General features: G+C 46.0%; 17 protein-coding genes. All 17 read left to right on the top strand.

The features are described 5' to 3' along the window. Nucleotides 1–180 precede the first annotated feature (180 nt). The 17 genes from D2962_RS17200 to D2962_RS17120 all read left to right on the top strand — a co-directional run bounded on the left by D2962_RS17200 (nt 181) and on the right by D2962_RS17120 (nt 13363). Nucleotides 181–714: a tetratricopeptide repeat protein gene (locus D2962_RS17200; protein ID WP_120765119.1), complete on the top strand. Its 534-nt coding sequence runs from the start codon at nt 181–183 to the stop codon at nt 712–714. Between the two features lie 5 nt (nt 715–719). Continuing rightward, on the top strand, nt 720–1808 hold the full coding sequence (locus D2962_RS17195) for a hypothetical protein (protein ID WP_122015674.1): 1089 nt from the start codon (nt 720–722) through the stop codon (nt 1806–1808). A 6-nt stretch (nt 1809–1814) separates the two neighbouring features. Continuing rightward, entirely contained in the window at nt 1815–2387 is a 573-nt protein-coding gene (locus tag D2962_RS17190) for a CvpA family protein (protein WP_120765117.1), read from the top strand. Between the two features lie 14 nt (nt 2388–2401). Then, complete coding sequence (yedF, locus tag D2962_RS17185) at nt 2402–3016, top strand: sulfurtransferase-like selenium metabolism protein YedF (RefSeq protein WP_120765116.1); 615 nt, start codon at nt 2402–2404, stop codon at nt 3014–3016. Between the two features lie 83 nt (nt 3017–3099). Beyond that, nucleotides 3100–3963, top strand: coding sequence for a mechanosensitive ion channel family protein (locus tag D2962_RS17180; RefSeq protein WP_120765115.1), 864 nt, complete (start codon nt 3100–3102; stop codon nt 3961–3963). 26 nt (nt 3964–3989) lie between these two features. Further along, on the top strand, nt 3990–4175 hold the full coding sequence (locus D2962_RS17175; protein ID WP_342774553.1) for a DUF951 domain-containing protein: 186 nt from the start codon (nt 3990–3992) through the stop codon (nt 4173–4175). Between the two features lie 64 nt (nt 4176–4239). Then, nucleotides 4240–4527, top strand: a complete 288-nt coding sequence (gene rpsF, locus D2962_RS17170; protein WP_120765113.1) for a 30S ribosomal protein S6 — start codon at nt 4240–4242, stop codon at nt 4525–4527. Nucleotides 4528–4539: 12 nt separating this feature from the next. Further along, nucleotides 4540–4953, top strand: coding sequence for a single-stranded DNA-binding protein (locus tag D2962_RS17165; RefSeq protein WP_120765112.1), 414 nt, complete (start codon nt 4540–4542; stop codon nt 4951–4953). After that, nucleotides 4953–5195 (top strand): 30S ribosomal protein S18, encoded by a 243-nt coding sequence (gene rpsR / locus D2962_RS17160; protein WP_120765111.1) that lies wholly within the window; start codon nt 4953–4955, stop codon nt 5193–5195. The genes D2962_RS17165 and rpsR overlap by 1 nt, the downstream gene beginning before the upstream one ends. 45 nt (nt 5196–5240) lie before the next feature. Then, complete coding sequence (locus D2962_RS17155; RefSeq protein WP_120765110.1) at nt 5241–6182, top strand: YybS family protein; 942 nt, start codon at nt 5241–5243, stop codon at nt 6180–6182. 31 nt (nt 6183–6213) lie between these two features. Next, nucleotides 6214–8196, top strand: coding sequence for a DHH family phosphoesterase (locus D2962_RS17150; protein ID WP_245984802.1), 1983 nt, complete (start codon nt 6214–6216; stop codon nt 8194–8196). Then, complete coding sequence (gene rplI / locus D2962_RS17145) at nt 8193–8639, top strand: 50S ribosomal protein L9 (protein WP_120765109.1); 447 nt, start codon at nt 8193–8195, stop codon at nt 8637–8639. The genes D2962_RS17150 and rplI overlap by 4 nt, the downstream gene beginning before the upstream one ends. A gap of 4 nt (nt 8640–8643) precedes the next feature. Beyond that, a complete protein-coding gene (gene dnaB / locus D2962_RS17140; protein WP_120765108.1) occupies nt 8644–9984 on the top strand; it encodes a replicative DNA helicase in 1341 nt (446 codons plus the stop codon). 57 nt (nt 9985–10041) lie between these two features. Next, nucleotides 10042–10725: a Crp/Fnr family transcriptional regulator gene (locus D2962_RS17135; RefSeq protein ID WP_120765107.1), complete on the top strand. Its 684-nt coding sequence runs from the start codon at nt 10042–10044 to the stop codon at nt 10723–10725. Between the two features lie 199 nt (nt 10726–10924). Beyond that, the gene (locus tag D2962_RS17130) at nt 10925–11617 is read left to right on the top strand and encodes a GntR family transcriptional regulator (RefSeq protein WP_120765106.1); all 693 of its coding nucleotides are present in this window, start codon (nt 10925–10927) and stop codon (nt 11615–11617) included. A 157-nt stretch (nt 11618–11774) separates the two neighbouring features. After that, entirely contained in the window at nt 11775–12776 is a 1002-nt protein-coding gene (locus tag D2962_RS17125) for a tripartite tricarboxylate transporter substrate binding protein (RefSeq protein ID WP_162991281.1), read from the top strand. Between the two features lie 125 nt (nt 12777–12901). Next, nucleotides 12902–13363: a tripartite tricarboxylate transporter TctB family protein gene (locus tag D2962_RS17120; RefSeq protein WP_120765104.1), complete on the top strand. Its 462-nt coding sequence runs from the start codon at nt 12902–12904 to the stop codon at nt 13361–13363. Nucleotides 13364–13369: the final 6 nt, after the last annotated feature.

The raw sequence follows: 13369 nt of genomic DNA, 5'->3' as shown, positions 1-13369 counted from the left end.
TAAGCTAAAGGCCGGAGGTCTGAAGTCGGAATTGAGGTAATTTGCGATTTGCAAATTCCTGCTTAATCTGATATCTGGCCTCCAATCCGGCATCTGATAAGGCGAGAGGTCATTTTAAGAAATGAGGTGAGAAGGCCAGATGAGAAGTCCGGATAAAAGATCCGGCATCTGGCATCAGGTATGGCAGAAGATTTGATGGTGGAAGGCAAGAAATTGATGAACCTGGGAGAATATGACAGGGCAAGAGACTTGTTCAATACATTAATAAGCCGCGAACCCGGCAATGCTGAGGCCTATAACAAACTGGGCATCATCTATGCCCGGCAGCAAGACTTTGAAGAAGCAAAAAAGTATTTTTTAAAAGCCCTGGAGCTCAAGCCCGATTTTTCATCGGCGGCCAGCAATCTCGGCAATATTTTTTTTGAAGCCGGGGATCTCGATGAAGCAGAGGAGTATTATAAAAAAGCGGCGGTGATGGACCCCGACAACCCCGTGCCGTATAACAACCTGGCAGTGATCTACAAGAAACAGAAAAAAATAGACAAGTATGTAAGCTTCTATAAAAAGTCCATAAGTCTGGAAAGCCGCCGCCAGAGCGACTACTATGATAGTGCAGACATGAAGGAATCAAATAAGCCGGGTATTGGAAAATATTGGTGGGTACTGGGTATAATTATCGGGGTGATAATGTACTTCCTGCTTTCGAGGAGGTGAAAAGGTTGACCCGCAAGATTCCCGCCAATAGCATGATGTTTAGCGGGATTTTACTGGTACTGGTGATTGTGCTGATGATTATCATGGATTCAAACCCCATAGGCCTTTCAAAAAATGCCCTCTCAAAAACTCAAAAAACCCGGGAAATTCTCAGGCTGCCCGGAAAAATGTCCTGGGCCGGTGATGATGGCTTCTTCAATTTTGACAGGGGCGTTTTAAAAAGGCTGGACGGTGGCGGCAAGGTGTTCTGGGAAAAGAGGCTGGAGGGAAAAGAACTGCTGTGGATGGGGCCCGGGGGCTTTACGGTGAACCGGGACAGCACCCTGGAGATGTGGAATGCGGCAGGGGAACTGGAGTTCCGGAAGGATAATTTCCTTGAAAATCCTGCTGTCTTGAGTTTTGAAGGGGATTTCCTGCTGCTTGCCGGCAAACTCAAAGACAGGGATTATGCAGCCCTCCTGAATAAAAAAGGAACGGTTTTGTGGTTGATTCCCGTGGATGGCCGCATAATTTCGGGCCGGTCTTCAAAATCCGGATCTTATACGGTGCTCAATTTGATGGATGAAAACCTGTCGGGCAAAATGGTGCTTGTAAATTCCGAGGGTCTTATCCTGTGGCAGATAGACCGGACTGTAATGATACTCCTCTCCGGGATCATGCCCGACGGAGTGGAGGCTGTGGCCGAAGACCGGGTTTTCAAGGCCGATTTTGAAGGCAGGATAATACGGGAACAGATTTTTCAAGATGCCATCTTCCGCGCAGACATAGGACAGGATGGCTACATGGTGGTGGCGGTAAAGCAAAGGGAGGCAAAATTGACTTCCGGACAGCGACCTAAAATAATCATGCTGGACCCGGAATGCCGGGTTAAATGGTCATATGTTCTGGAAAGACAGCCCCTCTATATCAAAAAATACATGGAATTCGTATATATTGTGTATGATGATGAAATTCTGGTGCTTTCCCGGGAAGGTCTGCTTACATCCAGCATAAAATCCGGAAATATAAAGGACATTGATGTAGTGGATATCTCCCGCTTGATAATAAACCATAATGACGGTAGCAGCCTTATTGCCATCTCCGGAAGGAGGTAAGGTTTTATGAACTGGATTGATATATTTCTGCTGATAATTTTTTTAAAAAGTGCCATCGAAGGCTTTTCGAAGGGCTTGATACTTTCGGCATTCAAGATGGCGGGAGTGATAGTGGCTCTTTATGTGGGGATTTTCTACCGCGATCTGGTGGTGGACTTTTTGAAAGCCCACTTTGCGGTGGAATCAGCCCTGAGCGCCATGCTTAATATGCCCCGGGCCTCCGGAACAGGGATGGAATCCGTGGGAGCCGTGGGCCTGAGCCACATTGTCGATATGGCCCTGGGGGCTATAGGATTTTTCGTAATATTTGCAGGGGTTCAGCTGGTGTTTTTGATTCCCGCCTTTTTTCTTGATGGCCTTGTCAAACTTACAAACCTCACTGCCGCAAACCGGCTGCTGGGGCTTGGGTTTGGCCTGGCCCGGTCCGCCCTGTGGGTTGCCCTTATATATGCGGTGCTGTCGCCTTTTTTGATGGCATGGCCTGCAGGCTGGCTGACAAGAGGCCTGAACGGTTCGTATATATTGATGCACTTGAAATTTTTGGACTTTATAACACCGGTTGTGGTAAAATTAATATAGTGGAGGTTATATATATGGAAGTTTTTGTGGATGCTCGAGGTAAGGCGTGTCCGGAGCCTGTCATCATGACAAAAAAGGCGCTGGATTCCATGGAAAGCGGCCGGGTGATCACTGCCGTGGACAATGAAATATCCAGGGACAATGTGGTAAAGCTGGCCAGGAGCCAGAATCTGGAGTTCCTGGTGGAGGAAAAGAACGGGGGATTTGAGATAACCATAGAAAAGGGCCGGCGTGAAAACGCTTTGGAGCATGCTGTGGATGGCATGAAGCATGAAAACACCCATTTGATGTTGGATAAGGATTATGTTATCCTTGTTTCCCAAAATACCCTGGGCAATGGGGCTGTAGAATTGGGGAAAATTCTTTTAAAAAATTACTTATATACCCTCAGGGAAGCATCACATCTGCCTTCTGCTTTGCTTTTCGTAAACAGCGGAGTATTTCTCACTACCGAAGGCTCGGAATCTCTGGAAGCCCTGAAGGAACTTGAAAAGAGTGGCGTGGAAATCCTGTCCTGCGGCACATGCCTGGATTATTATCATCTTAAAGAAAAACTTATGGTGGGAAAGGTCACCAACATGTTCGAAATAGTGGAGAAGACCACTGGAAAGAGAACTTTATGTTTATAAAGATTTGTAGCGAACCTCAAAGCGAGCAGGAAAACCTCTGCGCCGGCGACTAAAGATTCTTTTGGAGGAAAGGTTCTGGTTTTATGAACGATATCATCCAGGCTTATAAAGACTTTATGACAAAGCTTCCACCCTTTGCAGTGCCTGTGGCAAAGGCAGCGGCCATAATTTTTCTGGCATATATTGCCATAAAATTTTCCGAAGGTTTTATAGACCGCATCTTTTTAATAAAAAATGACGGGAAAATACCTATGAATGAAAATAAAAAAAGGACACTGACAGGCCTTTTGAAAAGTATAGTCCGGTATGTGACCTATTTTGTGGTTATTATAAACCTGTTACAGCTCATGGGTATAGATACTAAATCGCTGCTGACCGCTGCCGGCATCGGGGGCCTGGCGGTGGGCTTTGGAGCCCAGAACCTGGTTAAAGATGTCATATCGGGCTTTTTCATAATTTTTGAAGATCAGTACAGTATAGGGGACTATGTGGAGGCCGCCGGTGTTGCCGGCACTGTGGAAGACCTGGGTATAAGAAGCACCAGGCTCCGGGATTTCGGAGGCCAGCTCCACATCATCCCCAACGGGGAGATAACCCGGGTAACCAACCACTCCCGGGGTCCCATGCGGGCCCTGGTAGACGTCAGCATAGCCTATGAGGAAGATATAGATGCAGCTCTGGCGGTATTGGAGGATGTATGTAAAGAGATAAGAAACAAAAGGGAGGACATACTGGAAGGTCCCAGCGTGCTGGGAGTTACCAAACTGGGCCCTTCGGAGGTGGTGGTAACCATTCTGGCCAAAACCGTTCCCATGCAGCAGTGGAGTGTGGAGAGGGAGATTCGCAAGGCCGCAAAGGTCAGGCTTGAAAAGGAAGGCATAGAAATCCCCTACCCCAGGGTGGTCTATATAAAAAAGGGCAGTGAAAAGGAGGATGGAAGCTCTTGAACTTTTGCATAGGCGATGTGGTAAAAATGAAAAAGAAACATCCCTGCGGCAGTGACGAATGGGAGATCTGGCGTGTGGGTATGGATTTCGGCATAAAGTGCCTGGGCTGCGGCAGAAAGGTCATGATTCCCAGGCCCAAGTTCGAAAAATCCGCCAAAAAAATAGTGAGCCGCAAACAAACCGGGGACCTTGAAAAACCCCCCGATAAATGATATAATACGTCCGAACATCTCTGCTCCGGCAGCACCGGGGCCGAAAGTCCATGGAGGTGAAAAAATGAGAGATTACGAAACCCTTTACATCATTGATCCCGAACTGGAAGCCGATGCTATAAAGCAGCTGGTGGACAAGTTCAAAGGGGTTATTGAAGAAAAAGGGGGCAGCGTGCAGGAGATTGACGAATGGGGTAAGAGAAGGCTTGCCTATCCCATCAATCACCGCCGGGAGGGCTACTATGTCCTTATGAACTTTAGCTCAAATCCCGATGCAGCCCGGGACCTGGAGAGGGTCTTCAAAATAACCAGCGGGCTTATGAGATACCTCATTGTAAAAAAAGAGAAATAAGAGGTGAAAGCCTTGAACAAAGTAATTTTGATAGGCAGGCTTACAAGAGACCCGGAACTTCGGTATACACCTGCCAACAGCGTGCCTGTGGCCACTTTTACGCTGGCGGTGGACCGGCCTTTTTTGAATCAAAAAGGAGAAAGGGAAGCGGATTTCATCAGGATTGTGGTCTGGAGAAAACTGGCCGAAAACTGTGCCAACAACCTTAAAAAGGGCAGGCAGGTGGCGGTCTCCGGGAGGCTCCAGGTGAGATCCTACGATACCCCGGAGGGACAGCGCCGATCCGTAACGGAAGTGGTGGCCGATGAGGTCAAGTTTCTGGATAGGCCAAAGACAAGCGCGGAACCTGAGTTTGATAGCATAGATGTGAATATGGATTTCGACAGCGGAAATGATGATATTGGAGGAAATGAGGTGCCATTTTGATGAAAACTGAAGGCGGACTGAAGCAAAAAAAGGTTAAAAAGAAAAAGGTATGCAGTTTTTGCATGGATAAGGTAGAATCCATCGACTATAAAGAGTACAATCGCCTGAGAAAGTTCATAACAGAACGAGGCAAGATCCTGCCCCGTCGTATCACCGGCAATTGTGCAAAGCATCAAAGACAGCTTACCACGGCCATTAAAAGGGCGAGAAACATTGCCCTGCTGCCATTTACCGCAGAATAGAGAGGGGTCTTCCCTCTCTTTTTTTAAGCAAAAGGAGGAGGCTAAATGGGACCTGCGAACACCAGATCCATGGTAGAGGGGGCCATGCTCTCCGCTATAACCATCATTATCAGCATCATTGCCCTTTATGTGCCGGTTCTGGGCATATTTGCAAGTCTAATCTGGCCTGTTCCCATTGTTATTCTGGGGATAAGGCACGGACTTAGAACCAGCATCCTTTCCACCGCGGTGGCGGGAATAGCGGTGGCCATGTTTCAGGGACCTGCCCAGGCCTTCAACGTGGTATTGGGTTTCGGGCTGTTGGGAGTAGTTATGGGATGGGCCATTAGAAGAAAATACAGCCCTTATAAGGTGCTTTTTATAGGCAGTGCGGCTTCTCTCGTGTCCGAAGTAGCCCTTATTGTCATGACCATCTACATAATGGGTTTCAACCCCATGAAGATGGAGTTATCTGCCATGAAGGACTCCATAGCCCTGGTGGGGAATATGTATAAAAACATGGGTGTTAGCCCCGAAACCGTAAAACAGATTGTGGATAGCTATGGAAAACTTCTTGATTTCTTCACTCTGGCCATTCCCGCACTGCTGGTCATGTCATCGGTGGTATCGGCCTTTCTGAACTATCAGGTGACTAAGCTGATACTTTCCCGTCTGGGGCAGAAACTGGAGGATTTTACTCCTTTCTGGCTGTGGAAGCTTCCGGATTACACCGTATTTTTCTTCCTCCTGGGGGTGCTCATGAACCTCCTGGAATATTACTGGCCTGCGGGAGTTTTAAAATCCATCGGCATAAACCTTCAGCTGATATTCGGATTTAGCTTTTTGATAGAAGGGCTTTCTCTGGTGACTTACTACATGGGCCGCTTTAATCTAGCGAAAATCCTGCGGGTTTTATTCATATTCCTGGTATTTTTCAATCCGCTGATATCCCAGATAGTGTTATGGGCAGGGCTGTTCGATATTCTGTTCAATTTCCGCCACATATAGCTTTAACACCGTGCGGTGGGAGGTATAAAGATTGTCAGGTCATGGTGATATAAATATCCTGTGGATAAGTGTTATAATACTTGCCATCGAAATAACGGTTTTTATTTTTACTAACCCGAAAGTGGCGGTCGCCCTGCTTTTGGTTTTCATTCCACTTATATTTTACATACTGGAGCGGATGAAAGGTAAAAAACCGGAGTGGCCGGGGATTTTGAGCCATGAGGTATCCCCCGCACAGATATTTTGGAGGGAGATTTTTAATAACCTACCGGAACCTGTAGTTATCATAGATGAAAGAAATAACATCTACTGGGAAAACAAGACCTTTTCTTCCCTTTTTGAAAATGTCAGGAGAGCCAGCAATCTGCTGCACGATCTCGTGCCGGAAATCCCTCTGGAAGATATGTCCGACCAGGGCGAGACCCAGATAAAATTAAAGGACCGAGTTTATTTTATTACCAGCAAATCACTTGAAAAAAGCGACAAAATGCGAAATCAAAAGTTTCGGGCGCTGTTTTTCAGGGACATGACGGAACTTTTTGAGCATAAAAAGAGGCTCAATGAAGAAAAGATAGTCGTAGGTTATATCCAGGTAGATAACTTTGATGAAGTGATGGCCATTTGCCCCGACGAAAATCGACCGGAAATCCTCGCCAGGATAGATAAAACAATAGCGCAATGGGTGCAGGGTTTCAACGGATTTTTAAAAAAATATGAGAGTGACAAGTTCCTGGCAGTACTAAGCCTCAAAGAGTTCAATCGGGCACAGGAAGGTAAGTTCTCTATCCTGGAGGAAATAAAGGAAATTAAAGTCGGGCCTGCCATGCCTGTAACTTTGAGCATCGGAGTCGCCTACGGCCAGGATGTGTTGTTGGAGATAAGCAGAACCGCCCAAAATGCCCTGGAACTTTGCCTGGGCCGGGGTGGAGATCAGGTAGTTGTGAAAGCAGAGGGTAAAACTCACTTCTTTGGAGGCAAAACCAAGGAATTGGAAAAATACAGTCGGGTAAGGGCCAGAGTGATTTCCCATGCCTTAAGAGACCTCATAGAAGAGTCGGATGTGGTACTGGTGCTGGGCCATGTGTTCCTTGATATGGATGCCCTGGGTGCCGGTATAGGTATTGTGACGGCAGCCAGAAGCCTTGGAAAACAGGGTTTCTTCATACTTTCTCCCGAGCAGAGTCCTTCGGTGGAATCTCTCATGGAACTTTTACAAAAGGACGAGAGCATGAAAAAATACCTCATAAGAGAAGAAGAGGCTCTGGGAAAGATGACGCGGAAAACTCTTGTAGTGGTGGTGGACACCCACAGGCCTTCTTTTTGCCTGTCCCAGAAAGTGCTCCAAAAAGCCGAAAAAGTGGTGGTTGTAGACCATCACCGGCGGGGCGAGGAATTTATTGACAAGGCTTTCCTGGTATATCTGGAGCCATATGCTTCTTCCACCAGCGAGATGGTGACCGAAATGCTGGAATACATGGGGGATGAAGTAAAGCCAACTCCCCTGGAAGCTACCGCTCTGCTTTCGGGCATCGTTGTGGACACCAGAAACTTTGCTTTTAAGACCGGTGTGCGCACTTTTGAGGCGGCCTCTTTCTTAAGAAGAGTGGGTGCAGACCCCACCGTGGTTTATAAGTTGTTCCAGGAGGACATAGATACAGTAAACGCCCGGGCTGAAGTGGTAAAAAGGGCAGAGCAGATGTTTGAACACATAGCCGTATCCTATTATCTGGAAAAACCCAAAAACCCATCCCTCTCTGCTGCCCAGGCTGCCAACAGCCTTCTGGAAATAAAGGGCATATATGCGTCCTTTGTGCTGGTGCCCACCGATGATGGTATATCTATCAGTGCAAGGTCTCTGGGAAATGTGAATGTACAGAAGGTGCTGGAGAAACTGGGTGGAGGCGGTCACTTGACCGTAGCCGGCGCCCAGTTGAAGGATACAGACCTTGAAGAGGCCGTGGAGAAATTAAAAACCGCAATTTCCGAGTATTTTAAAGAAGGTGAGACTACATGAAGGTTATACTGCTAAAAGATGTAAAGGATATAGGCCAAAAAGGCGAGGTGGTCAATGTCGCCGAAGGGTATGCCAGAAATTATCTCCTACCCAGGAAACTGGCGGCAGAAGCCACCGAATCGAGTTTAAAGCAGCTGGAACAGGAAAAGAAAGCCCAGGAAAGAAAGAGGCAAAAAGAAAAGCAGATGGCCATGGAACAGGCTGAAATGCTGTCCAAAACCCATTTGACGCTGAAGGTCAAGGCCGGTGAGCAGGGCAAGCTTTTCGGTTCCATTACTTCCAGGGATATTTCGGATGCTCTGAAAAAGCAGTACAACATGGATGTCGACAAGAGAAAGATAGAGCTTTCAAGCCCCATAAAATCAGTGGGGGACTATGAGGTCACCATAAAGCTTGCGCCCGAGGTGGAAACCAAAATATTAATCAAAATAGTAGAAGGGTGATTCCATGGATAACCTGAAAGTTCCTCCATACAGCCTGGAAGCAGAACAGTCGGTGCTGGGTTCCATGCTGCTTTCAAAAGACGCTATATTTGTAGCGGCAGAGCGCTTGAAAAGCGAAGACTTTTATAAGGAATCCCACCGCAAGATATTTGAAGTGCTGGTAGAACTCAACGAAAACCGCGAGCCTGTAGACCTGATTACCGTTTCCGAAGCCCTTCGTTCAAAGAAACTGCTGGAGCAGATAGGCGGAATAACCTATCTTACCACCCTTACCGAAACCGTTCCTACCGCGGCAAACATAGCCTATTATTGCAGCATTGTTGAGGAAAAAGCGCTGCTGCGCCGGCTCATCAGTACATCCTCCCAGATTATGTCCATGGCTTATGATTCAAGAGAAGATGCGGAACAGGTACTGGATGAAGCCGAGCGTATGATTTTTGAGATTGTGCAGAAAAGACGGGTAGAAAATTTTTACCATATCAAGGACATATTGCTGGAAACCTTTGAACGCATAGAAGAACTTTACAATTCCGAGGGGGGCATTACAGGCGTGCCTACGGGCTTTCCCGACCTGGATGAAATGACTTCAGGCTTGCAGCCATCGGACCTGATACTCATAGCCGCCAGGCCCAGCATGGGTAAAACATCATTTGCCCTCAACATTGCTGCCAATGCTGCTATAAGATATAAAATTCCTGTGGCAATTTTCAGCCTCGAAATGTCAAAAGAGCAGCTGGTGCAGAGACTATTGTGCTCCGAGTCAAATGTGGACAGCCACAGACTCCGCACCGGGAGGTTGGAAGAAGATGACTGGCCTCGCCTGGCAAAGGCCATGGGGCCGCTTTCCCAGGCTCCCATATTCATCGACGACACGCCGGGCATCACTTCCCTGGAACTCAGGGCCAAGGCTCGAAGGCTCAAGGCTGAAAAGGGCCTGGGCCTCATTATGATAGACTATCTCCAGCTCATGTCCGGAAAGGGCAACTCCGAGAACCGCCAGCAGGAAATATCCGATATATCCAGGTCCTTGAAGGCCCTGGCCAGGGAACTGTCCGTGCCGGTGGTGGCCCTGTCCCAGCTTTCCAGGGCGCCGGAGATAAGGTCGGACCATCGCCCTATCCTGAGTGATTTACGGGAATCCGGAAGCCAGGAACAGGACTCCGATGTGGTAGCCTTTTTATACAGGGATGATTACTACAACCCCGACACCGAGAAAAAGAACATTGCGGAAGTCATCATAGCAAAGCAAAGAAATGGCCCCACCGGTGTTGTAGAGCTAGTATGGCTATCGAAATTTACAAAATTTGCAAGTATTGAAAGATTTCGCCAGAGCCAGGCCGGCTAAACGATAATTAATTCAAAACTCTGACCTCAAGAAGGGAGGTGCTTTGAAAGTAATATTATGGATCTGGATATTTTAAAAAAAATCCCCATTTTTTCGGGGCTTTCGAATGAGGAACTGGGGAAAATCAAAGAATTGGTGCAGGCGGCGAGATATAGAAAAGGTGTGGTGATTTTCCAGGAAGGTGATCCAGGAGAGGCGGTATATTTCATCAAATCCGGTAAGATTAAAATATACAAGTCGGATGAGGAAGGGCGGGAATACATACTCCACATCTTCCAGGAGGGTGATGTTTTCGCGGAAGCCGTGCTTCTGGGCGGTGGCTCCTATCCAGCCAGCGCCGAGGCTGTGGAAGACTCCGTAGTAGGGTTTATAAAAAATTGTGACCTTGAAAAGCTTATAAGCCAGAACTTGCAGATATCCTTGAAGATCATCAAGGTCATGGCGGGGCGTCTTAGGGAGGCCCAGGAACAGATAAAAAACCTGGCCTTCAGGGATACCTACGACAGGACCGCCTGTTTGCTTCACAAGATCTGCCTTGATTACGGCCACAGGACCACAAACGGCATTGAAGTGGACCTGCCCTTCACCCGCCAGGAGATGGCAGCCCTGGTGGGCACCTCCAGGGAGACCGTCACCAGGGTCTTGAGCGACATGAAGAAAAACGGCATCATAGACATGGACAGGCAAAAGATCATAGTCTTAAACGAAAAAAGGTTGATGAGATGTATAAGGCAATTATAAATTTACATAAATGGGGTTTGGTGAAGGCCCTCAAAGTATCGTTAGAATGAAAGAGCAGTGTGCTCAGAACAAAAAATATCAATTATACAAAGTGAACTTTGTGAAAAAAAGTTTTTGTTAGCTTTGCAGGAATTTGAGCTTTTATGTAGAATTATAAAAATTGTGAAATGGGATACAGGATTCAAAATGGGGTGTAAATATGATTGAAAAAGAAAGCTTGAAAATTGACGATTATAAAACAGTTAGAGATGCCGTTTTTGAGAGGTTGAGAAAAGCTATTTTAGATGGTTTTTTTAAGCCCGGGGAAAGACTTGTGGAAAATCAGATAGCAGAGGAAATGGGGGTAAGCCGCACTCCTGTCAGGGAAGCCATAAGAAGGCTGGAAATAGAAAAGCTGGTGGTAAATCTGCCCAGAAAGGGTGTAATGGTAGCTCCTATAAATGAATCCCAGGTGAAGGAAATTTTCAATATCAGGGGTGCTCTTGAAGGTCTGGCGGTAAAACTGGCTATTGACAATATTGATTCAAAAACCTTAAAACAAATGGAAAAAATTCTACAGGAAATGGATGAAGCAATAAAAAAGGGGGATCTCAATAAAGAAGTGGAGTGTAACACCCGCTTTCACGATTGTATTATAAATGCTTCGGAAAGCTCAAAACTTTCAGAGATGCTCCGCAACATTCACGACCAGATTCAAAGGTTTAGACACAGGTCACTATCAGTTGAAGGCAGGCCTCAAATTGCACTTTCGGAACACCAAGATATACTGCAGGCTATCAAGGAAAGAGACAAAAATAAGGCAGAACAGCTGATTAAAAACCATATTGAAAATGCAGGAAAAGCGCTCTTAAAGAAAATCCATGAAGATGGCAATTTTAAGGTCTTATCGTAATAAACATATACAATAGAGTTGCCGTTAAAAGTTTAAGCATCAGGTTTTTATTAATTTTATGGGATACAGTATCCTATTTTCAGGAGGTGGTAAATGGATTTATTAAAAGCTTTTAAAAATAAAAATAATTATCAAAAAAATAGGAGGTGTCTTTTTCGTGTTTAAGTTGAAAATCTTTCGGTTATGTTTAATCGTTTTGGTGGTGCTTAGTGTCATCGTCTTTACAGTATCCTGCGGTTCTCAAAAGACAGAACATCAAGAACAACAGGAACAAAAAATAAGTTTTCCTGAAAAACCCATTAACCTAGTGGTGTGGGGTTCACCGGGCGGCGGCAGTGATGTATTCGGCAGAACTTTAGCCAAGGCGGCGGAACCTATCCTGGGTAAGCCCGTAGTGGTGGAAAATAAACCGGGAGGCGGCGGGGCGACAGCTATGGCTTATCTTGCCGGCCAGAAGCCCGATGGATATACTCTTCTCGCAGTTACTACCAATTATGTCTTGACGCCCCTTACCAAAAAAACACCCAATACATACAAGGATTTTGACCCTGTCATCATGATAGGCAGGGATGCCACCATGACCGCTGTAAAAGCCGACGGAAATATAAAAAGCCTTGAGGACCTTGTGGCCGCAGGTAAGGGAAAAAATTTGAAATGGGGAACCTTCGGAGTAGGTACGACTGACCATATAGCTGCTGCTATATTCCAGAAAAATACAGGAATAAAAGTGGATTTTGTTCCCTTTGAAGGTGGAGGAGAAGCTATGGCGGCATTGCTGGGCGGCCATATTGATGTTCTAAATGGTAACCCCAGCGAAATTTCCGGCCAGCTTCAAGCAGGGCAGTTGAAAGGAATTGGCGTGTTCAGTCCCGAGAGGCTGGTAGATTATAAAGATGTGCCGACCTACAAAGAAAAAGGATATGACATAATAGTTGAAACCTGGCGTGGTATTGTTGCACCCAAAGGGGTACCTGAAGAAGTAAAAAAAGTGCTTTTCGAAGGATTTAAAAAAGCGTTAGATGATCCTGCCATGAAGGATTACTACAAGAAAAACAATATCATCCAGGAAGTAAAGAATGGCCAGGAGTTTTATGATTTCATCGAACAACAGAATGAATTCTTTAAAAATATCCTGACAGAAATGGGATTGATAAAATAAATCTCTGATAAAATCAAGAATAGGCAAAATAAAACCCGGACATTGGACCATTAAATGGTATAGTGGTTTATTAACACGAGGGTGCGGAGACTTTCCGCACCCTCGAAAGGGAAGGTGGATAAAAAGTGTTTAATAAAGTCGGTAATATGGCGGAGATAATTGCCGGGTTGATTACTCTGTCATTGGGGATATTATGGCTGGTTATGTCTTTTTCCCTGGAACAGAACAACGTTGGAGGAAACCTCGGGTTAGGACCGGGATTTTTCCCTAAATTGGTTTCATCCTTTATGGTGATTCTAAGCGCATTTTATCTTGTTGAAATATTGAGGACGAAAAAAGACCCAATTAAGCTAGTGATGTCGAAGCAGGGCGCTTTGATGGTGCTTGGAGGCGTGTTTTACCTTGTTTTTTTGAATATCATGGGCTATGCTGTAACCACCTTTCTGTACGTATTAATTTCAATCTATGTTCTGGACCGAAAAAAATCTTTGATAGATGTAGTAGCCGCAATACTTATAGTAGCCTGCCTGTACGGAGTCTTCCACATGATTTTACGGGTACCGCTTCCTACGGGAATATTGATTTAAGGGGGG

The organism is Biomaibacter acetigenes (genome assembly GCF_003691585.1).
Lineage (GTDB): Bacteria > Bacillota > Thermosediminibacteria > Thermosediminibacterales > Tepidanaerobacteraceae > Biomaibacter > Biomaibacter acetigenes.
This window is presented reverse-complemented; position numbering and strand designations above follow the sequence as displayed.